The organism is Bradyrhizobium australafricanum (genome assembly GCF_020329495.1).
Lineage (GTDB): Bacteria > Pseudomonadota > Alphaproteobacteria > Rhizobiales > Xanthobacteraceae > Bradyrhizobium > Bradyrhizobium australafricanum.
On the sequence record NZ_JAGKJL010000026.1, the window covers coordinates 35995 to 59946 of the forward strand.

The 23952-nt window shown below is 59.2% G+C and carries 19 protein-coding genes and 1 riboswitch; of the genes, 12 read left to right on the forward strand and 7 right to left on the reverse strand.

Annotation, left to right across the window (positions count from 1 at the left end):
* Window positions 1–34: 34 nt before the first annotated feature.
* Window positions 35–853 carry a nodulate formation efficiency C protein gene (locus J6525_RS23025; protein ID WP_225646412.1) on the reverse strand — a complete coding sequence of 273 codons (819 nt, stop codon included), beginning with the start codon at window positions 851–853 and terminating at the stop codon, window positions 35–37.
* Between the two features lie 1329 nt (window positions 854–2182).
* Window positions 2183–2382: riboswitch (cobalamin riboswitch) on the forward strand.
* Between the two features lie 102 nt (window positions 2383–2484).
* Between J6525_RS23025 and metE the strand changes: the two genes are divergently transcribed.
* Window positions 2485–4830, forward strand: coding sequence for a 5-methyltetrahydropteroyltriglutamate--homocysteine S-methyltransferase (gene metE / locus J6525_RS23030; protein WP_225646413.1), 2346 nt, complete (start codon window positions 2485–2487; stop codon window positions 4828–4830).
* Between the two features lie 689 nt (window positions 4831–5519).
* On the opposite strand, the gene hemN is transcribed toward metE, so the two are convergent.
* The 6 genes from hemN to J6525_RS23060 all read right to left on the reverse strand — a co-directional run bounded on the left by hemN (window position 5520) and on the right by J6525_RS23060 (window position 12909).
* On the reverse strand, window positions 5520–6872 hold the full coding sequence (hemN, locus tag J6525_RS23035; RefSeq protein WP_225646414.1) for an oxygen-independent coproporphyrinogen III oxidase: 1353 nt from the start codon (window positions 6870–6872) through the stop codon (window positions 5520–5522).
* Window positions 6873–7452: 580 nt separating this feature from the next.
* Window positions 7453–8079 (reverse strand): hemerythrin domain-containing protein, encoded by a 627-nt coding sequence (locus tag J6525_RS23040; protein ID WP_225646415.1) that lies wholly within the window; start codon window positions 8077–8079, stop codon window positions 7453–7455.
* Window positions 8080–8224: 145 nt separating this feature from the next.
* Window positions 8225–8908: a helix-turn-helix domain-containing protein gene (locus tag J6525_RS23045; RefSeq protein ID WP_225646416.1), complete on the reverse strand. Its 684-nt coding sequence runs from the start codon at window positions 8906–8908 to the stop codon at window positions 8225–8227.
* A 482-nt stretch (window positions 8909–9390) separates the two neighbouring features.
* Window positions 9391–10224, reverse strand: a complete 834-nt coding sequence (locus J6525_RS23050) for a universal stress protein (protein WP_225646417.1) — start codon at window positions 10222–10224, stop codon at window positions 9391–9393.
* A 652-nt stretch (window positions 10225–10876) separates the two neighbouring features.
* Complete coding sequence (gene fixJ / locus J6525_RS23055; protein ID WP_092089877.1) at window positions 10877–11482, reverse strand: response regulator FixJ; 606 nt, start codon at window positions 11480–11482, stop codon at window positions 10877–10879.
* Complete coding sequence (locus J6525_RS23060; protein WP_225646418.1) at window positions 11479–12909, reverse strand: PAS domain S-box protein; 1431 nt, start codon at window positions 12907–12909, stop codon at window positions 11479–11481. The genes fixJ and J6525_RS23060 overlap by 4 nt, the downstream gene beginning before the upstream one ends.
* A gap of 1180 nt (window positions 12910–14089) precedes the next feature.
* Here J6525_RS23060 and J6525_RS23065 point away from each other — a divergent pair.
* From J6525_RS23065 to ccoS, 11 genes are all read left to right on the forward strand, one after another.
* Complete coding sequence (locus tag J6525_RS23065) at window positions 14090–14314, forward strand: hypothetical protein (RefSeq protein ID WP_225646419.1); 225 nt, start codon at window positions 14090–14092, stop codon at window positions 14312–14314.
* Between the two features lie 93 nt (window positions 14315–14407).
* Window positions 14408–14635: a hypothetical protein gene (locus tag J6525_RS23070; protein ID WP_082653909.1), complete on the forward strand. Its 228-nt coding sequence runs from the start codon at window positions 14408–14410 to the stop codon at window positions 14633–14635.
* A gap of 415 nt (window positions 14636–15050) precedes the next feature.
* Entirely contained in the window at window positions 15051–15383 is a 333-nt protein-coding gene (locus tag J6525_RS23075) for a hypothetical protein (protein WP_225646420.1), read from the forward strand.
* Window positions 15384–15487: 104 nt separating this feature from the next.
* On the forward strand, window positions 15488–17104 hold the full coding sequence (ccoN, locus tag J6525_RS23080) for a cytochrome-c oxidase, cbb3-type subunit I (protein ID WP_376708548.1): 1617 nt from the start codon (window positions 15488–15490) through the stop codon (window positions 17102–17104).
* 8 nt (window positions 17105–17112) lie between these two features.
* Complete coding sequence (ccoO, locus tag J6525_RS23085) at window positions 17113–17847, forward strand: cytochrome-c oxidase, cbb3-type subunit II (RefSeq protein ID WP_225646422.1); 735 nt, start codon at window positions 17113–17115, stop codon at window positions 17845–17847.
* 11 nt (window positions 17848–17858) lie between these two features.
* Entirely contained in the window at window positions 17859–18023 is a 165-nt protein-coding gene (locus J6525_RS23090; protein ID WP_225646423.1) for a cbb3-type cytochrome c oxidase subunit 3, read from the forward strand.
* A gap of 6 nt (window positions 18024–18029) precedes the next feature.
* Window positions 18030–18908 carry a cytochrome-c oxidase, cbb3-type subunit III gene (gene ccoP / locus J6525_RS23095; RefSeq protein ID WP_225646424.1) on the forward strand — a complete coding sequence of 293 codons (879 nt, stop codon included), beginning with the start codon at window positions 18030–18032 and terminating at the stop codon, window positions 18906–18908.
* A gap of 88 nt (window positions 18909–18996) precedes the next feature.
* Window positions 18997–20454, forward strand: a complete 1458-nt coding sequence (ccoG, locus tag J6525_RS23100) for a cytochrome c oxidase accessory protein CcoG (RefSeq protein ID WP_225646425.1) — start codon at window positions 18997–18999, stop codon at window positions 20452–20454.
* 22 nt (window positions 20455–20476) lie between these two features.
* Entirely contained in the window at window positions 20477–20977 is a 501-nt protein-coding gene (locus J6525_RS23105; RefSeq protein ID WP_225646426.1) for a FixH family protein, read from the forward strand.
* A gap of 13 nt (window positions 20978–20990) precedes the next feature.
* A complete protein-coding gene (locus tag J6525_RS23110; RefSeq protein WP_225646427.1) occupies window positions 20991–23177 on the forward strand; it encodes a heavy metal translocating P-type ATPase in 2187 nt (728 codons plus the stop codon).
* Window positions 23177–23404 carry a cbb3-type cytochrome oxidase assembly protein CcoS gene (ccoS, locus tag J6525_RS23115; protein WP_225646428.1) on the forward strand — a complete coding sequence of 76 codons (228 nt, stop codon included), beginning with the start codon at window positions 23177–23179 and terminating at the stop codon, window positions 23402–23404. The genes J6525_RS23110 and ccoS overlap by 1 nt, the downstream gene beginning before the upstream one ends.
* Window positions 23405–23952 lie beyond the last annotated feature (548 nt).

The window sequence follows — 23952 nt, forward strand, 5'->3', positions numbered from 1 at the left end:
GAGGCGCTCAGCGTCAAGGAGCTGCGCCGCGATCTTACTCGGTGCGATCATTGGCCGAGGCCTTTCGCGCCCTCTCTATTGTTTCTCGTTCATTTGGCTCTATGCGATCGAACCAAGAGCCTGGAGGAAAGGCCGCGATACGCTTGGCAAGAAAAGATTGAGGCTCCCAATCTTGTCCTTCGCTTTTCTCGAAAGTGATGACACCGTTGTAGGTAAAATAATGGGGGCCTGGGATCTTGCAGTTCACCAAAAGCAGAACGCGCCAAAGATCACCCTTTTCCGTCGGCTTGTCATTCGGTTTCGCCACGTAATCCACCGCAACGGGCTCAATGATATGGCACCGGCCGTGCCGCAGAAGATTGCCGAGCTTGCCTTGTGCGGTCGTTACGAAGTTGAAGTTAACAGGATCGTGCAAAAAGCGAAGATTTGCGTCCTTTTCGCCATCGGTGACCTCACTGGCGATCAACGAGAGCGCAAAGGCGCGCCAGCCCAATTCAATCGGCTTGGCATATGACGACGCAAGTCTGATCGTTCCGTCGGTCGCGATCTTCCAAGTGATTGCGTACTGTTCGTCTGATCTGTTGTCTTGGTGTCTGGTCCACGAAAAGTACACATATTCTGTTCGGTCAATTCCTTCAGCGACTCCCCACGACCGAGGGACAAAGTGAGCCACCTTCGAGACCTTGGAGATGATTTGTTCCATAGTCTCGCCGTCTTGCGCTCGCCACGTTGACTTGACCCTTTCGACAAGCGCGCTGTCGTTGGCGCGAACATTGCTGTTTGTCGCTGCCAGCCCGGCCAGGCAGATCAGCGATCGACCGAGACAGAACCAAAGCACGCGCGTTCCAGACATTCTCTTCATTGCTGCCGGCCCATCTGGTTCTCATCCACGCGTCAATTCCAAAGAGGACAATCTTCAACGTGATCTACGAGATCGCTAGAAGTTAGCGGCAACGTGACGCGAGCACCTGCTGATGTCCCGCGCAAGCAGGCGCTGTCCCTCGATGTCACGCGCCGCTAACTTCCTGGTCAGCCAAAGCTTCAACTTGCAATGCTGGACCTGCCCAGGAGGAGAAGCCTGGGTAAGCGAGGACTTGCATTCTTCGTGCCAGGCAATAACAGGCAGTTCGCACCAGATTTGTGCCGCCTTTGTCGCCTTCCCGACCTGCGCACCTTATTTATGTTGCCATTAGCCTATTCGCAGCGACTTTCTTGGCTCATTCCTGTCACGCTACTGGATGTTCGAGCAGCGCAGTTTTGAAGGCCTCGCTGCCAGAAGCCAGACGACAATTGGGTGCAGGTTTGCCGCCATCGAACCGTGTGGTCCAGGGTCGTTGCCGCTGCTGCGGAGGTGCATCAGCCGGTTGTGCTTGGCGCTTTATGGCCAACAACGAGGCGAAGCCGCCCATCAGCGGCGAGCGATTAGGAATCGGCGCTAAGGAAATTCAAAAGTCAGGCAGGCGATGGGACGACGGCATTCGCCGCTCGCGTGACGGCACACTCGTGACCGGCGTCTATCTGCTCCGTCGCCGCAGTCAACATTGGAGGAGCTGCGCTTCCATGCAGTCGTACCGACCGGGCAAGAAGGCAAGGCTAGCTTCGACTTGAACTGCTCAACACTTTCGAGAGCATCTGTCTGACGGCCGGGTTCATAAATGGCCTTGCTATCCAGCCGAACAGGCCGACCGTAAAGACGGCAGCAGCAAAGACGCCGAGGGCACTCCAAACAGCCATTTTCATTGCGAGCTACTCTTTTCGTTGGTGATTCACTATGCTTGCTTTGCGCAGTATCGTCAAAAACATCCGCGTGGCGCCTACCAGGATTGGTCGTAGATCAACATGCTCGCTGAGTACGCTGCCGGATTTAGCGTATAGCGCGCCTATTCACACTGGTTGTTGGTGGAGAAAGGGGGACGTAGCGAAGGGTGCTCGATGAATGTTCGAAAGCTGGATCGCGTGAAGAGCGTCCTGTCTCGGCACCGTGACCTTCATCGCCCAGGCCGCATTCGTCTCTTCCATGATCTGACACGCGGTCCGACGCCAACGCGCCTCGCAGACGGTCACCCCGATATCTGTGATTGGAGAGTGCCTTCAACGTCGCGATCAAGAGTGGCCGTGCATCGTCAACACGTAGGAGAGTCGCAGCATCAATTTGAGAGGTTGACGGCGGAGTTGTCTTGCCGATAATCCAAGTCGTCGAGGTTCTCCGGTTCCTGTTTGATCCGGAGCTAAGAGGGAAGCCGGTGATGCCGGCGCTGCCCCCGCAACTGTGAGCGGCGAGCCGCTGTCCAACAGAGTCACTGAAGCCTGCGCGGCTTCGGGAAGGCCGGACAGTGGCGATGACCCGCGAGCCAGGAGACCTGCCCCGACAATATGTTCGTCCACGGGCGGGGTGTCCCGGTGGTGCGCCAAGCAGCCGTCGCTCGCGCGACGTCTCCTGCCTGCGTCCGCCATGGCCTTTGCCCCCAACATGGGGTTAACGCTATGTCTCTTCTCTCACTTCCGGTTGCCACGCTCGGAACGCCGCGCATTGGTCCAAGACGCGAGCTTAAACTCGCGCTCGAAAGCTATTGGGCCGGAAGAATCAGCGAACAGCAATTGCTCGAGGACGCAGCCGGCCTACGTGCGGCGAACTGGGCGCGCCAGAAATCCCTCGGTGTCACCATCATTCCGTCGAACGATTTCTCGCTATACGATCAGGTGCTCGACACCAGTGTCATGGTCGGCGCCATCCCGGAAGTCTATGCCTCGAAAGCCGAGCCTGCTTCTCTCAAGACGTATTTCGCCATGGCACGCGGTTCACAAAGCGGCAGTCAGGATGCGAGTTGCGGTCACGGACCTCGCGGCTATGGCGCACCCGCGCAGGAGATGACCAAGTGGTTCGATACCAACTACCACTACATGGTTCCGGAATTTCATCGGGGGCAGACTTTCAGACTCTCCTCTCGCAAGCCTATCGAGGAGTATGAGGAAGCCAAGGCCCTTGGCTTTCAGACGCGCCCTGTCCTGATCGGTCCGGCGACTTTCTTGAAGTTAGGCAAGAGTGCTGATCCCGCGTTCCAGCCACTGTCACTCCTGGATGACCTGATACCGATCTATATCGAGGTTCTGCAGGAATTGGCCAAACGCGGAGCAAAATGGGTTCAATTTGACGAGCCCTGCATGGTCCTTGATCTGGATGAGGGGTTAAAAAATTCTTTGCTGCATGCCTATGACCGGCTCGCCAAGGAAGGGCCGGCCATCAAGATCATGGTTGCCAGCTATTTCGGCCACCTTGGCGACAATCTTCACACCGCCTTGCGCCTACCTATTGCCGGCCTGCATGTCGATCTGGTTCGGGCGCCGGAGTTATTGGATCAGATCATTGCTGCCGGGCGAAGTGAACTCGTCATGTCACTCGGCGTGATAGACGGTCGCAATGTGTGGCGGACGAATTTGTCGGCGCTGCGCCAGCGGCTCGATCCCGCCATTGCGAAGCTCGGCAAGGATCGCGTACAGATCGCCCCATCCTGTTCGCTGCTTCACGTGCCGGTCGATGTTGAACTCGAAACGGAGCTTGCTTCCGATGTCAAGAGCTGGCTCGCGTTCTCGGTTCAGAAGATTCGCGAGCTTGCGACCTTGGCACGGGCACTCGCAGGCGATCAGAATGTCGCCGACGCTCTTGCGGAATCGGAGCGCGTTACCACCCGCCGCGAAACTTCCCCGAAGATCCGTGACGCCAATGTCGCCGTCCGGATCAGTGCGATCAATCAGGCCATGCGACGGCGCGCCAGCCCATTTGCCAGTCGTGCCGAGATCCAACGCAAGCGCTTCAAACTGCCGGCGTTTCCGACCACGACGATCGGATCGTTTCCGCAGACCGCAGAGGTGCGGACTGCCCGCGCGGCGCACGCGAGAGGCTCGATGAGCGACGGGCAATACGACAAGTTTCTCAAGGAAGAGACTGCGCGTGCTGTCCGTTGGCAGGAGGACATTGGCCTGGACGTGCTCGTGCACGGCGAGTTTGAGCGCAATGACATGGTGCAGTACTTCGGCGAGCAACTCGCCGGCTTCGCATTTACCAAAAACGGCTGGGTACAATCCTATGGCTCGCGCTGCGTTCGGCCACCGATCCTGTTTGGCGACGTCTCGCGGCCGAAGCCGATCACCGTGGACTGGTGGCGCTACGCGCAATCACTAACCAACAAGCCGATGAAGGCGATGTTGACCGGACCGGTAACGATTTTGAACTGGTCGTTTGTTCGCGATGATATTCCCAGAAGCGAGGCCTGCCGCCAACTTGCGCTCGCGATCCGAGACGAAGTCAGGGATCTCGAGAATGCTGGTGCGACCATGATCCAGATCGACGAAGCAGCGCTGCGCGAGGGGTTGCCACCGCGTCGATCGGAGTGGGCGGCCTATCTCGACTGGGCCGGGGATTGCTTCCGCATCTGCTCATCGGGCGTCGCCGATCAAACCCAGATTCATACCCATATGTGCTACTCGGAATTCAACGACATCATCGATGCGATTGCTGCAATGGACGCCGATGTCATCTCGATCGAGACCTCGCGCTCGAAGATGGAATTGCTCGACGCGTTTCGGAACTACAAATATCCAAATCAAATCGGGCCGGGCGTGTACGACATCCATTCTCCACGCGTGCCCGAGACCAGCGAGATGACGGAACTCATGGCGCTGGCTCGCAAGCGGCTCCGTGATTCGCAGCTCTGGGTTAATCCGGACTGCGGCCTGAAGACGCGGAAATGGGAGGAGGTTCGCCCAGCACTGGTCAACATGGTCGCTGCCGCCCGCGAGCTGCGCGCTGGATCCGCTCCCGTCGACCGTTGAGCCTTGGCCTGTTGTCTCTCGTCGAGAAAGCCGATCGCTTGTGGGACTTTGCGCACTCGGTGATCGTGAGGGGAATTGGGGAACGAAAAAGCCCGACCGCCTTTAGCGGCCGGGCGAAGTGTATCCGGGAGGAGCGACGCTGCTATGCATCGCACCGACGTCCATCGGCGGAGGGAGGACAGCCGATGGTTCGATCACGGCGAGGACATCCGCCGAAAATCTGACCACAGTTAAAACAAAAGCTCAGCGGAGCTCAATTATGCCGTGGTATGCCGCCGATATTGCCTGGGATTAAAAATCTACACTAAGGTTTGTCGCCGATGAGTATTTTCGCAACGTGTTGCCGAGTTGAGCGACGTGGGCGGTAGTCGGGCGGTCATGGGCCGGCACCAAAGCGCACCTTGGTAGGCGTTCCTGCCGGAAACGGTGGGCTAGATCAACGCGACTATACGAAACTGCCGACGGAAAAAGAATGAGCGGGCTTGCTATTGATGCAGGCCCTGCTTACGCCAGTCTTGGGTCCGCGGGTTCCAAGCTTTGTTTCAATCTCTGTACAACTTGGCAGACGGGCGGCGAACGGGATGCCGATCGGCGTGCTCTTCAGCGGTGTGATTGGTCGTCATCCAAAAGCATAGCCCAGTTGCGGGGATACTGAGCTCGGATCTGAAACGCTGGGTTTCGCTTAGTCGCTAGACCGCCTGACTATGTGTAGCCCCGGACCTAAGGAGGTGAGCGTCGAAGACTGATGCGACGCACCGGGCCAGGAACTCTGCGCCCCGGGCTACAGTGAGCCGGCCATCATCAATCGCCACGACGCCATCGGCGATAAGGCTGCCAAGACGAGAATGATCGACAACGGCTAATCTCGGATCCCGGCCGTAACGACGGGATATCTCGGAAAGATCAACCGCAAAGTCGCACATGATTCGCTCGATGATTTCGGCGTGGAAGCGATCGTCATCGGTCAGTAGATAGCCCCTTGCGATGGCGAGCCGATCCTGGGAGATGCGAGCAAGGTAGTCCTTGGTCGAGACCGCGTTTGCGGCAAACCCCTGTTGCATACGGCCGATGGCGCTGGCGCCCAGACCAATCAGGACGTCAGCGCAATCGTCAGTATAGCCCTGGAAGTTGCGCCTCAGCCTGCCTTCCTGCCTCGCTAGGGCGAGATTGTCGTTCGGCAAGGCGAAGTGATCGACGCCTACGCGAACGTATCCAGCATCAACCAAAGCTCCCGCGATGGTTTCGGCCTGGAGGTGGCGCGTGACGCTGTCGGGTAGGCTGGACGCATCGATCTTGCGTTGATGTTTCTTGAACGAAGGAATGTGCGCGTAGCCAAAGGCCGAAAACCGGTCCGGATGAAGCTCGAGGCACTTGGCGACGGTGTCCAGGCACGAAGCGACCGTCTGCAGGGGCAGGCCATAGAGCAAGTCGAAATTGATCCGGCCGACGCCGGCGCGGCGTAACCGATCGACCGAGGTCGCGGTCTGTCCGAAGCTCTGCAGACGATTGATGCCGTGCTGAACAACTGGATCGAAGCTCTGGATACCAAGGCTCGCCCGGTTGACCCCGCAAAAGCCCAGCGCCTCGGCCATCGGCTCGCTCAACGTGCGTGGATCGATCTCTACGGCGATCTCGGCATCGGGCAGGACAGCGAAGGAATGGCGCAACGAACCGACGAGATCAGCAAATGTTTCAGGTGTCATGATCGTCGGGGTACCACCCCCGAAGTGGATATGAGAGATCGGTTGCCGTCGACCAACGGTTTCTGCAACGAGGTAAGCTTCAGTCCGCAGTCCCGCTGCATAGATCGCGATCGGCTCCTGGCGTTTCGTGACAGACGTGTGGCAGCCACAATACCAGCACATCTTTCGACAAAACGGCACGTGAACGTAGATCGAGGCGGATTGTTGGGCGTCCAACGACTTGAGCCACGTTTGGTAGTCGGATTCGCAAACCGATGCTGAGAAATGGGGGGCCGTCGGATAGCTGGTGTAGCGTGGCAGCCGGTGCTGCCCGTAGGAGTCTGCCAAGTCCGGTCGCATTCGGATGCCTTTCTTCCTCCTTGGGCCAGATTACCGGACACGCAGCAGATAAGCTTTGCGCTGGCTCAAATATCGCGTCGGACCGTCGTGGCCATCATGCCGAAATTGGTAGGGCATGCCCGTGGCGTATGCATCGCACTTTGGGACGCAATGAGGCGCTCGCCCGGCCGCAATGAGCAGCATCCTATCCGCGCGTGCCTCCGTAGTTCGTTGGGACCCAATCCGGTCAGCGAACCAAGCCGCAATCGGTTAAGGTCATTCCCTGTGCCGGCCGGAGCGCTCGACGAGCGGCCGCAACCATCCATTCCGATCGGTCGGTGTGGGGTTCGTTTGGCGCGTGATCAGCGTGGCGTAGGCCAAGCCATATTGCCACTACCCTACCGACGCACAGGTCATGGAACCTGCCGGACCCGGAGTGTATGGATTTCGGCCATGCCATTTGCAATCGGGTGACTGAAGGAAAGCGATCACGGATTTCGTCCTGGCCGTGCGCAGCGTATGCGCGCCGGGAAGATTATCATCTTCATTTCAACAAAACGATCATGACGTCCACTTCCCATCGTGAAACGTCGGCGATCAACTACGGTCTATCGGCTTTGGCGCCATCTGGCGGCTTGCCGGCCATTGCGGACGAAAACGCGACCGAGCTCCGTTCGGCTTCAGCTTCTTGCTCCAATTCTAGAATATGCGCTCTTAGCGCATCGGATGTCGCTTCCGCTGTCTTGCTGAATAACGGATCCCCGTCATTGGTGCGGGCGGATGCGATTTCGGTCCAATCCTCAGCCGATAGAGCCTCAACGGCGGCGGGGAAGAAATCTCGTTCTTCCCACATCATGTGGTGCCGCTCCCGCAATATAAAGTCGCGCACGATGTTGCTGACGTCTTGCCGAACGAGTTCACGATCCGCGAGGATACCATCGATAGCTTGAGCGAAGTGGTCCAGACGGTCGATGACTTCCCGGTGTTCGTGCGCGAGATCGCCGACGATTGCAGCCGCGTCCGGGTCGCGAGTTCTAAGCTTGGAGAAAATCAGGTCTTCCTGAGGATGATGGTACACCTCCGGGTAAACCTCGAAGTAGCTGATAATCGCGCGAATTACCTCATAGTCTGGACGGATCCCATGCTCAAAAATCTCCAATTCGCGTTGGAGGGCGACCAGAAGCAGGTCAATGTTGCGATGCTCTCGAAGCAAGAAATCGATGATCATTGCGGTGCTCCACGGAGGAACAATGTAAATAGCGATCCTGCATCCATCTAGATCGCCCAAGCAGAGGTTCGGGCGTCCGTCTTGCGCCGCGATTTGTCGGACGTTCGATGCTCAGAGTTTGCGTATTTCCCAGCGCCTCTCGAGCTTACCCCAGCTCCTTCGCAAAGCGGCTGGGCAGTTTGTCGCTCCGTAGCTCGACTCGGCGCAAAGTCGGCAGCGCGATCACGCCATTCTGCTCAAGTTGAGTGAGCGTGCGTGAGACTGTTTCGATGGTCAAACCAAGGTAATCGGCAACATCCTGCCGCGACATGGGCAGTTCGATCGCAGCGTTCTTCGTCGCGCGGCGTGACATATCGAGCAGGAATGTCACGACGCGCTCTTCGGCGCTGCTGATCAGGAGCATCAGATGTTCCTGAAAGCGGCGGAGTTCAAGCGCCATCGCATCCCAGAGCTGCCGTGTGAGCTCGCTCTCGTGGCTGGCGCGATCGATGAGGGCACTGCGCTTCACCGTCAAAAGGTGCGTTTCACAGACTGCCTCCGCCGAAGAGATATGGCTGTCTCCTGCCTCAAAGCCGAAGATGTCACCGGGCAAATAAAACGCACCAATCTGACGACGCCCATCCACCATAATCCTGTAGCTTCTCACAGCACCCGATACCACCTGATATAGGTATTCCGCTGCTTCGTCCTCGCCATAGATCTCGCTGTTGCGGGCGAACCGCATCGGGGTCGCAACCATACCAAACGGTCCATAGGTACGAGGCTGGCCGCGCAAGACGCTGCTCGGATGATGGCTGATCTCGTGAATACTGGCGGCCTGTACGTACATGGCGGACTCGGTCTTCGAAACGTCGATAGGACGCAGATTGGCCGTTTCCAACGAAGTAGAAAATTTGGATGTTTCCCCTAAGTAGAACCCACTAAGTATTTATACGTAAGCCATGAGCTGGATTCTCGAATACGTGCGGCGCAGCCCTTTGCTTGATCAAATACGGCTCAAAGTCGACCGGGCTGCGTTTGGATTGGAAAGCTGCATGCCGGCTTACCGGTGTTCAGCTTGAGCTCGGACATCGTCGGGTAGGGCGGTGACCAGATTGTCCACGCTCCTCGAGACCGGTAGCGTAGGTGCAATATTCGAAAACGGCGGCGCAGGCTCAGCGGTTACGCCTCGCGAGCGACGGCGGGTGCACGAAAGCCAAACAGCCGGCGCTCCTGTTCTTCAGATTGGCGGTCGGTCGGTGCCTCCCTCCGCCGATGACTGACCGCGTTCAGACCGCAACCAGCGGCATGTCGCGTCGACAATTCTTGCCTTCAGTGTGACATCAAGACCGGGACGGAGTTTGCACGAAGCAGGTCTCCTGCGAGGCCCCCGCGCAGCCTTTCGCGCAGCCGACAGCGGCCGTATCCGCCCATCACCAGCAGGTCGAGGCTTTCGTCCGCGACAAGCGACAAGAGCGTGCGGTGCGCCGACTTGGATGCCGGAAGCGACACGATCTTTGCAGGAAGCCCTGACCGTGCAAGATACTGTTCCAAGTGCTCGGTAGAACTTTCTGCCGGGATCTTGTGGGCAGCAGTGATCGCGATGATGGTCAGCGCGTCGGCTTCGCGCAGCAGCGGCATCGCGTCGTGCAACGCGCGGGCCGCAGGGCGGCTGCCGTCCCAGCATATCCCGACCCGTCTGGCCGAAAGAACGCCGTGGAAGACGCTTGGCAGATACAGAACTGGCTTGCCGGCCTGGGACAGGATCTCCTTGGGAATAACGTTGTCATAGCTGTCGTAGCCGCTCTGGGGCTGCGTAACGATCGTCATGTCGTGCACGCGCGCGCTGGCGCAGATGCTTCGACGCGCCTCCGCTGGAACCGCACTGAGGGCGCGGATCGCATAGGAAAGGCCGGCGCTCCTCGCCCGCAGATCAAAGATACGAAGCGCCGCTTCGGCTCGCTCCAGCGCACGCGCCTGCTCGATTTCAAAGACCGAAGTAACGGCCGCCCCGCCGAGTGCAGCGAGCGGAATAATGGTCCTCTCGTAACCGATTGCCATAGCGTCAAGGTGCGCGCCCGTGATCTGTGCGAAGGAAATCGAACCGTTCACCGTAGCCCGTACCGGGAGCTCCGTGGGAAGATGGACCAATATACTCCCGAACATTGCGGTTCTCCGGACGTGAAAGGATTGCTGCCCATCGGAGCATAAATCTGTCCGCGCATTTGATCTGCTTCATGCACGGTCGTTGATTTGTCGAGGCAGGGATCAAATCGGCGACGGACAGTTCGTGCAGGTCCGATGCCAAGTAGAACCAGCATGGCATGTGCTGCATCGGTCATGTCAACCATGAATCCTGCACGATTCGTGCGGAGCGATTTTGCTGCACAGATGAGGGGGATTGAGGTGGCCGGAGATCGTGGATGTGTCCATTGCCGCCATTCCCCGCTCGACATTCATGTGTCGAAAACGGATGCAGCGACAGGAGCGCCCAGCCAGTAACGGAATCTGATGCGCGGCTGGTTGGCTGCGGTCGAGCCGGTTGCGCCAATGCTCCAATTGCTGCTGGAAAGTCGATCAGCGACATGCGAGGACAGATCGTCGCAGACGGGGGCGGACGCCAGCGCAACGTGCGCGTGCACCTTTCGCTGGGCTCGCCTTGATTTTCGTCATTGCCGGTCTGTGGTCCTGGCCTGTACGCAAGTCTTTGCCGGGCAATGCGCTCCGCGCCCACGCGATTGAGGATCATTCATCGACAAATTCGTCTAAGATCTGCCGCGCCAACGCTCGTCGCTTATCGCGTGTGCTCGCGACCCTGCTAGAGTCCGGCGGCAATGGCGATCCGCATCAACTCGGACATGCTGCGTACACTGGTCTTGGCCATGAGGTTGGCGCGGTAAACCTCGACCGTTCGGGGGCTGATGCCAAGATCGTGCGCGATTACCTTGTTGATCTTGCCGGCCAATAGTCCCCGCAGGACGTCACGCTCGCGCGAAGAGAGGTCCGCAAGGCGGGCTTCCGCCTGCAGTTTCGCTGCGTCATCGGCTGGCTTCATAGGCCGCGCTTCCAAAGCGGCGTTGATGGCGCGCAACAGTACCTCGTCCTCGAACGGCTTCTCGATGAAATCGACCGCACCCGCCTTCATCGCTTCAACCGCCAGCGATACGTCACCATGACCGGTTATCAGGACGACCGGACAGTCGATGCGATCGGCCTTCAGCTTGCGCACCAGTTCAAGGCCGCTCATGCCTGGCATGCGGATATCCGATACGACGCAGTCGACTGGACCGCTCGCGATGTCATTGAGAAACTCGGTCGCCGTCTCGTGGGTTGCTACCCAGAAACCACTAATATCAAGCAGAAACGCCAAGGAATCCCGCATCGCGTCGTCATCGTCGATCACCAGAATGCGCCGCGCAGTCATGCTTCTTCACCAACCTCCGCAAATGGTAGCGTGAACTGAAAGATCGTGCCTCCGCCCGGATTGGCTTCCGCGACGATGTGACCGCCATGGGATTCGACGATTGTCCGGCAGATTGATAGTCCAACACCCATGCCGTGCTTCTTTGTTGTGACAAAGGGCTGGAACATGCGGTCGGCGACATCAGGGCTGATGCCGGAACCCGTATCGGCGACGGTAAACCTGGCGAGACCGTCGACCTTGCTAACTCCGACGGTCAATTCGCGGCGCGGACAGGAAGCCATCGCCTCGATTGCATTGCGTATCAGGTTCAGCGCGACTTGCTGGATCTGGATCTTGTCTACGATCATTGACGGCAGATCGCGATCGCTGCGCATCGTTACCCGCACGCCTTGCTCCTTGGCGCCGAGCAGGGCCAGCGCCACAGCCTCTTCAAGAAGCGTGAGCGGATTTTCCACAGAATGCTGCGTCTCGCCTTTGGCAACAAATTCCCGCAGGCGCTTGATGATATCGCCGGCGCGCAGAGCCTGTTGGACAGCGTTTTCGAGTGCATCACCGATGCGACTGGCGTTTGGCTTGTCTGCCGCCAGCAGAACTTTTGCGCCGCGCATGTAATTCGTGATGGCGGAGAGCGGCTGGTTGATTTCATGGGCGATGGACGATGCCATCTCACCCATGGCGGTCAACCGAGACACGTGGACGAGTTCAGACTGCAACTCCTGGAGCCTGCGTTCCTGCGCCCGCCGTTCGGTCAGGTCTCGGATGAAGCCGGTGAAGAAGCGTTCGCCGCGCACTTTGGCCTCGCCGACGGCAAGCTCCATCGGAAAGGTCGAGCCGTCGCTCCGCTCGCCGACCACAATGCGCCCGACGCCAATGATGCGCTGCTCGCCGGTGGTCAGATAACGTTCAATGTAGCGGTCGTGCTCGGATCGGTAGGGCTGCGGCATCAACTTGGATACATTCTTTCCAACCACGTCGTCCGGCATCCAGCCGAATAGACGCACAGCCGCGGCGCTGAACGAGCGAATGATGCCCTTCTCGTCAATCACGATCATGGCTTCCGGTACGGTGTCCAGGATCGATTGCAGATGGGCCTGCCGATACCGCGCCTGCTCCGATTCCTGCCGCAGCCGGTCGCCCATGAAGCCAAGCATGGGACCAAGTACCGCGAAGGCTGCAATATCGATCGTGTTCGCGGAAACGGTGATGAGGCCTTTCCCAAGTACTGCGACGCTGACGACAAGGCAGAGCAGGGTAGCGAAGCTCGCCGGTCCGCGCCCGCCGGCGAAAGCGGCAAAAACGATCGCCGGAAGGTAGATGATCGTAAATGAGCGATCCTCGAGATACGGATTTAACGCTGCGCGGAGCACGAGGGCGAGCGCGGCGGCTGCCGCCGCAGTGCCATAACGATACCAGATGTGGTCGGACATATCTGCCGGTAGACCCTCTCATTCAATCGAACCTACATCGTTTGGCCGCAGGAGACCACCGAAGGCAGACGCGTGCCGATTTACGGCCGATATATTGTGCAGGAAGGCGCGATCGTTATTTGAGCCAAATGCGCCAATGCGTGGGCTGCACAGCGACGTGCTCCCCGCTCGTCGCTCTGATCCAGCCGCCGAAGATCCGGCGGCAGGGGAAGACCAGCCGATGAATGGTATTACCCTCGATCACGCCAATCTCCAGATCCCGATCAAAGGGCGCCGTCTCGATCCGGTCCCAGGTCACGTTGCTATTACACCCTGGACGGTGTTCATCGCTGCCGACTGACAAATTCAATCACCTTCCAGACAGTTCGAGCGCCATCGCTTGTCCAACCGCGGGAACAGCTGCAGCCCAATATCGCACACGCCGCGTGCGGTCTCGATTGCGGAGATCGTCGCCTCGGTGCTCTTGGCAAAGGCATTGCTTGACGTTCTCGCAAATATCGGGATTGACGGCTGCGAGGCGGTTTTCCGCCTTTGATCAAACTGATCCGGACCGTCCTGCGATTGTGCCCGCCGCAGGACAAATTTTGCCGAGGCCTGTCATGTCGAACATCCATTGTTGGCGAGTCGTCTCCTGGCCATGGCATTAATTGGAGGGGGCGCGGATGGCTAGCTGCGCTCGGCTCCGAGCATCGAGCCGGTCCGCGGGTCGATAAAGTGGACACCATCGCAAGCGATGCAGGTGATCTGGTGCAGGTCGTTGGCGGGCTCGGCTGCGTCGTCCGGCAGCAGTCCTCGAACCCGGTCGCCTGTATTTGGGCACGAAACGATCATGGGGCGCCAAGTCGTTCTGTGAGCCATGTGTCTGACCTATGACTGGGATAATGTTTTTATCGGCAGCTAGCCGTTGAAGTATTGATCCAAGTCAAAAAAAAGCGCGATGCGCGTCTGGAACGACGGACGGCGGCGCGGCCGCCGCGAGTGGTCAGGATGGGCAAGCATGTTCCATCGCGGGTGGCTCGCTAGGCCGCGCTTCAGTCCCGACAAACCTGAATGCAGCCGAGTTGATGGAAATCAAAATGCAGGACGCGCAATCATGCGAATGTTGAAGTACACCCCACGCTCACCGCACCGTGACAACGTTTGTCAGTAAAGATGTGAGAGGCGGGAAGGAGATGTTAAATTGATTGCTCGCCTCGCATTGTCGGTGGCCTTGCCGGCGCTGATCGCAGCCATCGGCTTTGGTGCGGAAGCCCTGAACCTTGGCCTTTTCGAAACCTTGGCTGCGGTGAGTCTGATCATCGGCTTTGCCGTTGCGGCGGCAGGGTGGGCCGTCAGGAGCGAGACAGGGGCCGTTTCGCTTTCTTGCTTGCGATCACGGGGGCGCAGGTCTGGCTGCGGCCAATAATTTGCGATGCTGCTTGAGGCAAATCAAATACTCTCCTGACACGAATGGCAGAATAGGCAAGGATGAGTAAACCCACCTAAAAAGAGGGTAGTCATGCCTTCATTTAACGTTCGCTTCATTAAGACCGTTTGCGACGATACGGGCCACGAGCATCGTGCGTGTCAGGCGGCGTTCAAGGTCGATGCTGCATCGCTGAGTGCTGCTGCGCTCCAGGCGGAGACCGACTTCTGCAAGCAAAAGGGTGTCCGCGATTGGACCATTTTCGCCGATGCGATGGAGCTTCGAGCCCCGCCTGCATTGCCTCCTTCATGGGGCGGCTAGCCTGAACTCGGCTAGCGCCGATGTTCCATCCGCGAGTTCAAGCGCGATCTTGTAAAACATCGCTCCGAGCGTCGACAAGCTCGCGATGTTGTTGCCAATGTAGCAGGCGTCCTGTTGCCCGGGACAGGAATACGAATGACCTTGCCGAAACTCTTGCCGGCCCGTCGCTCAGCCAGCTGGGTGCGCTGCTCCGCAGAGCATCGTCCCGGGCAGGGCGATCCGGATCGAATGATTTGCTCCGACGTTGGTCAAATTTGATGCAGGTCAAAAACAAATCTGCCTCCTGCAGCTATGGCTGCTTCGAGGGATATGACACATGGTCAGCCAACCTGCACATATCGGTGGTCCTTGGCGGTTTAGGAGCTTGCTTGGCCGGTTACGAGCGAGTCTGTCTCGAAAGTCCGAGCTGGCTTACTTGAGCCCGCAGGACATCGATGCGATCGCGCGTGAGCTTAATCTGTCAACGTCCGCGTTTCGAACCCTGGCGCAGAGTCCGAGCGCTTCCGAACTCTTGCGCAAGCGCCTCGCGCTTGCTGGCTTTTCCGAACATGCGCTTGCCGCCTGCCATGGTGACGTATTGCGCGATCTGCAGCGGGTGTGCGGCCTATGTCCGGCCAAAGGGCGTTGCGCCGCCGACCTCCAAGCAGGTATGGATCGAAATCCGCTGAAAGACTGCCCCAACGAACATACCCTGCGCGCGCTCGGTCGTGAGGTCGATGGCGGCCGCCCGCAGCGCTTTCGCGATTGATGAGCCCGATCGCTTAGCTCGCCGGAAATGATCTCCCCAAGCATCCAGCGTTCAAGGAAGGCCTAGCCATGACAAGCCCATCCTCCACCTCGAAATCCACGACGATGGGTGAAGCAGGCCTGATGTCGGCACTCGCAGTTTCTGCATTCGTTTTCTATATCGCCGGGGCGATGGGGCACGATTCTGCTTTTACCTTCCACGCATTGCTGGCCTCTGCCGCCAGTCTGATCGCTGCAGCCGTCATCCTCAATCGATACTATGAGCGGCCGGCGCAACTCCCGCCGGCCCAGATCAATGGCCGACCGAACTACAATCTTGGTCCGATCAAATTCGCCTCGGTACTCGCGATGTTCTGGGGCATTGCGGGCTTTTCCATTGGTCTGCTGATCGCCTCGCAGCTTGCCTGGCCTGCACTGAATTTTGATCTGGCTTGGACGAGCTTCGGCCGGCTGCGCCCGCTGCACACATCGGCTGTCATATTTGCGTTCGGCGGAAACGTGCTCATCGCGACCTCATTCTACGTCGTGCAGAAGACCTGCCGTACCCGCCTGGCTGGTGATCTTGCGCCATGGTTTGTGGTCGTAGGCTATAATTTCTTCATTCTGATCGCGGGCACTGGCTATCTGTTCGGTGTCACCCAGTCGAAGGAATATGCCGAGCCGGAGTGGTACGCCGATCTCTGGCTCACCATCGTCTGGATCACCTATCTCATTGTGTTCCTGGCGACACTGTTGAAACGGAAAGAGCCGCATATCTTCGTCGCCAACTGGTTCTATCTCGCCTTTATTGTCACCATTGCAGTGCTCCACCTCGGCAACAATCCCGCATTGCCGGTGTCGGTGTTCGGTTCGAAATCCTACATCGCCTGGGGCGGCGTGCAGGATGCCATGTTTCAGTGGTGGTACGGCCATAACGCGGTTGGGTTCTTTCTGACCGCCGGCTTCCTCGCGATCATGTACTACTTCATTCCAAAAAGAGCCGAGCGCCCGGTCTATTCTTATCGTCTGTCGATTATCCACTTCTGGGCACTGATCTTCCTCTATATCTGGGCCGGTCCGCACCATCTACACTACACGGCGCTGCCGGACTGGACGCAGACCCTTGGCATGACGTTCTCGATCATGCTGTGGATGCCCTCCTGGGGCGGCATGATCAACGGCCTGATGACGCTTTCGGGCGCCTGGGACAAGCTGCGCACCGACCCGGTGCTCCGTATGCTCGTGGTCTCCGTTGCCTTTTACGGCATGGCGACGTTTGAAGGTCCCACCATGGCGATCAAGGTCGTCAATTCGCTCAGTCATTACACGGATTGGACGGTCGGCCACGTGCATTCGGGCGCGCTGGGCTGGGTCGGCTTCGTATCATTCGGCGCGCTGTATTGTCTGATTCCCTGGCTTTGGAATCGTGAGCTGTATAGCCTCAAGCTCGTCAACTGGCACTTCTGGATCGCCACGATCGGGATCGTGCTCTACATCTCCGCGATGTGGGTGTCCGGAATCCTGCAGGGGCTGATGTGGCGCGCTTACACCTCGCTTGGTTTCCTCGAGTACTCGTTCATCGAGTCGGTCGAGGCCATGCATCCTTTTTACATCATCCGTGCCGCGGGGGGCGCACTGTTCCTGATCGGCGCGCTGATCATGGCCGCCAATCTCTGGATGACGGTGAATGCACAGGAAGCCGGTCAAATCCAGGACGCTCAAGCGCTCCAGGCCGCAGAATAGGTCATCGCATGTCGCTCTGGAACCGACACAAGATCTTTGAGAAGAACTCGATCATCCTGATCGCGGGTATCCTTGCCGTGATAGCGGTCGGTGGCCTGGTCGAGATCACGCCGTTGTTCTACCTCAAGAGCACGATCGAGGCGGTGGACGGTGTGCGGCCTTATACGCCGCTCGAGCTTGCCGGCCGCAACATCTACGTACGTGAGGGGTGCTATCTCTGTCACTCGCAGATGATCCGGCCGCTACGCGATGAGGTCGAGCGCTACGGGCATTACTCGCTGGCCGCTGAGAGCATGTATGACCACCCGTTTCAATGGGGCTCGAAGCGGACCGGCCCGGACCTCGCGCGTGTTGGCGGGAAATATTCCGATGAATGGCACGTCACGCATTTGAACAATCCGCGCGCCATCGTGCCGCAATCGGTGATGCCAGGCTATCCGTCGCTGGCGAACACGGAGATCGACCTGGCCGACATCGTCGCACATCTGCGCACCAATCGGGCGGTCGGTGTCCCCTATACCGAGGACCAGATCAAGAACGCTGCCGCCGACCTGAAGACGCAGCTCGATCCTGACAGCCCGAACGTCGCGTCGTTCCAAAAGCGCTATCCGAAGGCGGCTGTGCGCAATTTCGACGGCGGGACCGGCAATCCGAGCGAACTCGATGCGCTCGTCGCCTACCTGCAAATGCTCGGCACATTGATCGATTTCAAGCTCTACGACGAAAAAGCCAATCTGCGCTGAAGGATCCTTGGATGAAAGCCGTTATTTCCATCGAGAGCCTGGCTTCAAGCTTCGTCGTGACGCTCTGGACGCCGTTGTTTGTCGGCATCTTCGTAGCCATCGTCGTTTACGCGCTGTGGCCCCGCAACAAGAGGCTTTTTGATTCCGCAGCGCGCATGCCGCTGCGCCGGGACTGACAGATCATGACCGAGCATAACGACATCGATATCGATCACATCTCCGGCCGCTCCACGACGGGGCACGAATGGGATGGTATAAGGGAACTCAACACACCGCTGCCGCGCTGGTGGATTTTGAGCTTCTACGCCACGATCCTTTGGGCCATGGGTTACTGGGTCGTTTATCCCGCCTGGCCACTGATCTCAAGCTACACGACCGGCGTGTTTGACTATTCGACCCGCGCCAGCGTCGTCAATGACCTTGCCAGTCTTGAGAAGCTGCGCGGCGAGAAGATGGCCATGCTCGGCAAGGCGTCTCTGACCGAGATCGAGAAGGATCCGGTCCTGCTGGGATTGGCCCGTGGGCGCGGCAAGACGGTGTTCGCGGACAATTGCGCGCCATGTCATGGCAGCGGCGGCGCGGGTGCCAAGGGGTATCCGAACCTCAATGACGATGACTGGTTATGGGGCGGATCGCTCGACCAGATCCTGCAGACCATCCAGTTCGGCGCACGTTCCGGACATGCGAAGGCGCATGAGGGACAAATGCTGGCCTTCGGCCGCGACGGCATCCTCACGAAAACCGAGATTGTCACCGTAGCGAATTACGTGCGATCGCTGTCAGGCCTGACCACGGCAGCCGATTTCGATGCTGCGGCCGGCACAAGGATCTTTGCCGAGAATTGCGCGGTCTGTCATGGCGAGAACGCCAAGGGCAATCAGGCACTCGGCGCGCCGAATCTGACTGACCGGATTTGGCTGTACGGCTCGGATGAGGAGACGCTGGTCGAGACCATCAGCTATGGCCGCGCCGGCATCATGCCGGCTTGGAGCCGGCGGCTCGATCCCGTCACCGTCAAGGCACTTGCCGTCTATGTGCATTCGCTCGGCGGCGGACAATAGGCGAGGTGCGCCGCAATACCTGCGGCGCCGTTGGCCCGGATCAACGTGAGTCACCCGCGTCCGATGTAAGGTCGTCATGAAACATGCCATGAACAAGACCGTTTCGCGCGATGACCCGGTGATCGACGAGGATGGACCACTCTATGTAGCCCGTAGGAAGGTCTATCCGCAGAGCGTCCGCGGTACTTTCCGCACCATCAAATGGCGGCTGATGGTGGTGTGTCTGGGCATCTACTATCTGCTGCCATTCGTGCGTTGGCATCGTGGCCTCGGCGCTCCCGACCAGGCGGTGTTGCTCGATTTCTCGAACCGGCGGTTCTACTTCTTCTTCATCGAGCTCTGGCCGCAGGAGCTTTACTACTTCACCGGCTTGCTCGTGCTTGCCGCCATTGCACTGTTCCTGATGAACGCGCTGGGCGGTCGGATTTGGTGTGGTTATCTCTGTCCGCAAACGGTCTGGACCGACCTGTTCCATGCGGTCGAGCGCTGGCTCGAGGGCGACCGTCGCGAGCGGCTGAAGGCCGCCGCACGCCCTATGACGATGGGGCGCGCGGCGAAGCGCGTGCTGAAGCACGTGATCTGGTTGATGATCGCTTGGTGGACCGGCGGCGCCTGGGTGCTCTACTTCGCCGACGCGCCGACCTTGGTGCGCGATCTGGCAACGTTCCAAGCGCCAGCAATTGCTTATATCTGGATCGGGATCCTGACCGCTTCGACATATCTGCTGGCTGGCTACATGCGCGAGCAGGTTTGCGTTTATATGTGTCCTTGGCCGCGCATCCAGGCCGCGCTCACCGATGAATGGGCCCTCAATGTCACCTACAAATACGATCGCGGCGAGCAGCGCTGCTCATTGAAGAAATCATTCGATCTGCGCGCGCGCGGCGAAAGGGCCGGAGACTGCATCGATTGCAATCAATGCGCGGCGGTCTGCCCGACCGGAATCGACATCCGCAATGGCGCCCAGCTGGGCTGCATCCAATGCGGGCTGTGCGTCGACGCCTGCGATGCCGTCATGAGGAAAATCGGGCGCAGCACGGGCTTGATCGGTTATGACAACGACATCAATATTCAGCGTCGGATGGACGGCAAGCCGGAACTATTCAAGCCGGTACGCCCGCGCACGCTCGTCTATGCTTCTTTGATCGTGGTCGTCTGCGCCGTAATGCTTTATGGGCTATCGTCGAGAACTCTGCTCGATCTCAGCATCCTACACGACCGTAATCCCGTGGCGGTCAAGCTCAGCGACGGTTCGGTTCGCAACGGCTATACGGTGCGCTTGCTCAACAAGCGCGGCTTCGATCGCGTGATCGCGATCGACGTCGATGGCCCAACGGAAACGTCCGTCCACGTCGTCGGCGCCGATTCGGTGACCGTGGATCGACCGATGATCGTCTTGGCTCGCGATACTACGACAGAACTGCGTGTGCTGCTGACAGCGCCGGTTGACGACAAGTCAGGACACTCGATGCCGGTGAGGTTTCGGGTCACCGACATTGGCCTTGGCGAGGTCGCCTCCGCAACGGATCATTTCGTTCTTCCCTGACGATCACTGCCGGGATCTGACCATGACCGCATCAATTCGCGCCGCGCGGCCCATCACCGGACGCTTCGTCCTGATTGCTCTTCTCACCTTCTTTGTGGTCGTGATTGGCGCCAATATCGTCATGATGCGTTTTGCCATCATGACCTTGCCGGGGACAGAGGTCGACAGCGCCTATAGCGCCAGCCTCGCCTATGAGCGTGAGATTATCGCGGCACGGCAGCAGAACGAACGAAACTGGCATGTACAGGTACATATCCACCGGCGGTCGGACGATGAAGCTGTGCTTGCGATCGAAGCGCGCGACGGCGTGGGCGCGCCTGTCGCTGGAGTGAATTTCATGGCCCGGCTCGAGCGCCCGGTCGACCGCCGGGCCGATCGGGCGATTGATGTCTCGCAGGCCGATGTTGGAACTTTCCGGGGCAGCGCCTCGGGCGTCGCCGTCGGGCAGTGGGATCTCGTGATCGAAGGCGACGCCGGTGGCCGCCGCATGTTTGTATCGAAAAATCGCGTCGTCTTGAACTGAGAGTACATGCCCCATGCAGAAAGACATCGATTTTTCTCACTTTCTGAAAAGGGCGGGCGCGGACCTCGTCCAACTCGACCTCGCGGTAGAGGGCATCAGTTGCGCGGGCTGCATGGGCAAGATCGAGCGCAATTTGTCGAGCATTCCGGATGTGACCTCGGCACGCGTGAACCTTACCGAGAACCGGCTGGTGATCGAATGGAAGGCTGGAGCGCTCGATCCAGCGCTATTTGTCAAGCGGCTCGCCGAACTAGGCTATAGGGCGTATCCCTTCCAGCGGGACAATGCGGAGACGTTGGAGGCGGAAAGGGCGCAGAGCTTGTTGCGACGGCTCGGCGTCGCCACCTTTGCCGCGATGAACGTGATGATGCTGTCGATCCCGGTGTGGTCCGGAAATGTCTCGGACATGCTGCCGGAGCAGCGCGACTTCTTTCATTGGCTTTCCGCGCTGATCGTCCTGCCCGCGGCGGCCTATTGTGCGCAACCGTTCTTCTCTTCCGCTTTTGCGGCGCTTCGAGCACGCGGAGCCAATATGGACGTGCCGATCAGCATCGGGATCTTGCTCGCCTTGGCAACTTCGCTGATCGAGACCATCGCTCATGCCGAGCACGCCTATTTCGATGCGGCAATCATGTTGATCGCCTTCCTGCTCGCAGGCCGCTATCTCGACCAGAACATGAGGCGGCGCACCCGCGCCTTCGCCAGCAACCTTGCAGCACTAAAGGCGGAAACTGCAGCGAAGTTCATAAGTCCTACCGAAATCAGAACCGTTCCTGTGGCGGCGATCAAACCGGGAGATATCGTGCTGGTCCGACCCGGCGAGTGCTGTACCGTCGACGGCAGCGTGATCGGGGGACACTCTGAGGTCGATCAAAGCCTCGTTACCGGCGAGACCTTGCCGGCGATTGCGGCTCCAGGCAGCGCGGTGTTCGCCGGCACATTGGTCCGATCCGGCACCCTGCGCGTCCGCGCGGCGACGGCCTCGGACGGCACACTGCTTGCCGAGATCTCCAGGCTACTTGATCATGCCCTGCAAGCGCGCTCGCGCTATCTCCGCCTCGCCGAGCGCGCGTCGCGGCTCTATGCGCCCATCGTTCACACTACGGCCTTGCTGACGATGCTTGGTTGGCTGGCCTCCGGCGCCGCCTTCCATGACTCGGTCGTCATCGCGATCGCAGTCTTGATCATCACCTGCCCCTGCGCGCTGGGCCTGGCTATCCCCGCGGTGCAGACCGTGGCCTCCGGCGCACTATTCCGTTCCGGCGTGCTGCTCAATGCGGGGGATGCGATCGAGCGTATTGCGCAGGTGGACCGAGTGATCTTCGATAAAACCGGTACGCTGACGCTGCCTGAGCTCGATGTCGCCAACCTCGCTACTATTCCCCACCATGTCATCGAATTGGCAGGCCGGCTCGCGCTGGCGAGCCGCCATCCGATCGCCGCCGCCGTCGCACGAACTGCCGGTGCAAGCGAGCCGCTCGCCGATATCGAAGAGGAGCCCGGGCGAGGGGTCCACGGTTACTATGAGGGAGCGCCGATCCGACTTGGCCACCCCGCCTTCTGCGGTGCCGACAGCCTCGCGAACGAGATCCTGTGCCGTGATCCCGAGGCCTCCGTCGTCGCGTTCAGCCATGGCGACGTCAGGCACGTCTTTGCCGTCCGGCAACGGATACGGCCAGACGCAGCCGAGGTCGTCGCGAGCCTCGCGTGCCTTGGTATTATGGTCGAGATCGTTTCGGGGGATCGTGAGCCAGCTGTCCGGCGGGCCGCCGAGACGCTCGGCATTCAAAGGTGGCGCGCCAACGTCTCGCCGCCGGACAAGGTCGCTCGGATCGAAGACCTGACCAGGCAGGGGCACAAGGTGTTGATGGTCGGCGACGGCTTGAACGATGCGCCCGCGCTCGCTGCAGCGCATGCATCGATGTCGCCTGTCACTGCCACCCATATGAGCCAGGCAGTCGCTGATGTGGTCTTCCTCGGTGAGCGTCTCGAGCCCGTGATGACGGCGGTCAGAGGCTCGCGCAGGGCGCTGCGACTGATGCGGCAGAATCTTTGGCTTGCTGTCGTCTACAACCTCCTGGCTGTGCCCATTGCGATCGCCGGCTTGGTGACGCCGCTGATTGCCGCTGCGGCTATGTCAGGTTCGTCGGTACTGGTCATGTTGAATGCGCTACGGGCACGAAGAAGCGAGGCGGCCTGATGGAAGTCCTGGTCTATCTGGTTCCGCTCGCTCTTTCGCTCGGCTTCTTCGGCCTGTTGGGCTTTCTGTGGTCGCTGAAGAGTGGTCAGTATGACGATCTCGACGGGGCGGCTTGGCGCGCAATCACCGATGAAGAGCCCAACGAGCCGTCGGTGCCGATCCAGATAGTGAAAATGGACCAGGACATTCGTGGAAGCGGTCGTCAGCGCTGTCCACGCGAGTGCTAGCTCGCGCATCCAGTCGGCCCACCGCCGTAACTGGCGAGAACATGCGAGTCGCGAAGTCGGACAGCAAGCAGCTTGTTGAGGGATGCAATGCGCTCCATGATCAACAAAGGCTGCTCGATGGTCTGTCCGGCTATCGATGGCGAGCAGTGTGTCCGAGACCACGATAGCTGCAGTCGCGGCTTCAGCCGCTGCCTCGCGCACGACGTCCCATTAGCTGCAGTCTCATCGATCACCGCTATCTCGATCGCGTAATCAATCGGGCCGGCGATATCGCATTCTCCGGCAAGGTCGACCGTCGGACAACGAGGAACGCTCGAATTTGGACGAGTGTGGCGACTGGAGCCAAAAGTGCTGGCCGTCGATATCGACGTCGTCCGAAATCTCTCTTTCTAAGAGATCATTGCGAGTGCAAATGATGGCTTTGCCGCTCTCGCGCTACGTCAAGAAAAATGAAAGCTGTTCACGCGACAGGATTGTACCACTTCGATAGGTTGTCGAGGTCGCGCAATGGAAGACGAGATCCGATCCGGTTGCCTCGATCAGCGCAA

What these genes read in the sequence shown, in the direction of transcription:
- J6525_RS23025 (WP_225646412.1), bottom strand. Translation starts at nt 853, where the DNA reads ATGTCTGGAACGCGCGTGCTTTGGTTCTGTCTCGGTCGATCGCTGATC.
- metE (WP_225646413.1), top strand. Translation starts at nt 2,485, where the DNA reads ATGTCTCTTCTCTCACTTCCGGTTGCCACGCTCGGAACGCCGCGCATT.
- hemN (WP_225646414.1), bottom strand. Translation starts at nt 6,872, where the DNA reads ATGCGACCGGACTTGGCAGACTCCTACGGGCAGCACCGGCTGCCACGC.
- J6525_RS23040 (WP_225646415.1), bottom strand. Translation starts at nt 8,079, where the DNA reads ATGATCATCGATTTCTTGCTTCGAGAGCATCGCAACATTGACCTGCTT.
- J6525_RS23045 (WP_225646416.1), bottom strand. Translation starts at nt 8,908, where the DNA reads ATGTACGTACAGGCCGCCAGTATTCACGAGATCAGCCATCATCCGAGC.
- J6525_RS23050 (WP_225646417.1), bottom strand. Translation starts at nt 10,224, where the DNA reads ATGTTCGGGAGTATATTGGTCCATCTTCCCACGGAGCTCCCGGTACGG.
- fixJ (WP_092089877.1), bottom strand. Translation starts at nt 11,482, where the DNA reads ATGACTGCGCGGCGCATTCTGGTGATCGACGATGACGACGCGATGCGG.
- J6525_RS23060 (WP_225646418.1), bottom strand. Translation starts at nt 12,909, where the DNA reads ATGTCCGACCACATCTGGTATCGTTATGGCACTGCGGCGGCAGCCGCC.
- J6525_RS23070 (WP_082653909.1), top strand. Translation starts at nt 14,408, where the DNA reads ATGCCTTCATTTAACGTTCGCTTCATTAAGACCGTTTGCGACGATACG.
- ccoN (WP_376708548.1), top strand. Translation starts at nt 15,488, where the DNA reads ATGGGTGAAGCAGGCCTGATGTCGGCACTCGCAGTTTCTGCATTCGTT.
- ccoO (WP_225646422.1), top strand. Translation starts at nt 17,113, where the DNA reads ATGTCGCTCTGGAACCGACACAAGATCTTTGAGAAGAACTCGATCATC.
- J6525_RS23090 (WP_225646423.1), top strand. Translation starts at nt 17,859, where the DNA reads ATGAAAGCCGTTATTTCCATCGAGAGCCTGGCTTCAAGCTTCGTCGTG.
- ccoP (WP_225646424.1), top strand. Translation starts at nt 18,030, where the DNA reads ATGACCGAGCATAACGACATCGATATCGATCACATCTCCGGCCGCTCC.
- ccoG (WP_225646425.1), top strand. Translation starts at nt 18,997, where the DNA reads ATGAACAAGACCGTTTCGCGCGATGACCCGGTGATCGACGAGGATGGA.
- J6525_RS23105 (WP_225646426.1), top strand. Translation starts at nt 20,477, where the DNA reads ATGACCGCATCAATTCGCGCCGCGCGGCCCATCACCGGACGCTTCGTC.
- J6525_RS23110 (WP_225646427.1), top strand. Translation starts at nt 20,991, where the DNA reads ATGCAGAAAGACATCGATTTTTCTCACTTTCTGAAAAGGGCGGGCGCG.
- ccoS (WP_225646428.1), top strand. Translation starts at nt 23,177, where the DNA reads ATGGAAGTCCTGGTCTATCTGGTTCCGCTCGCTCTTTCGCTCGGCTTC.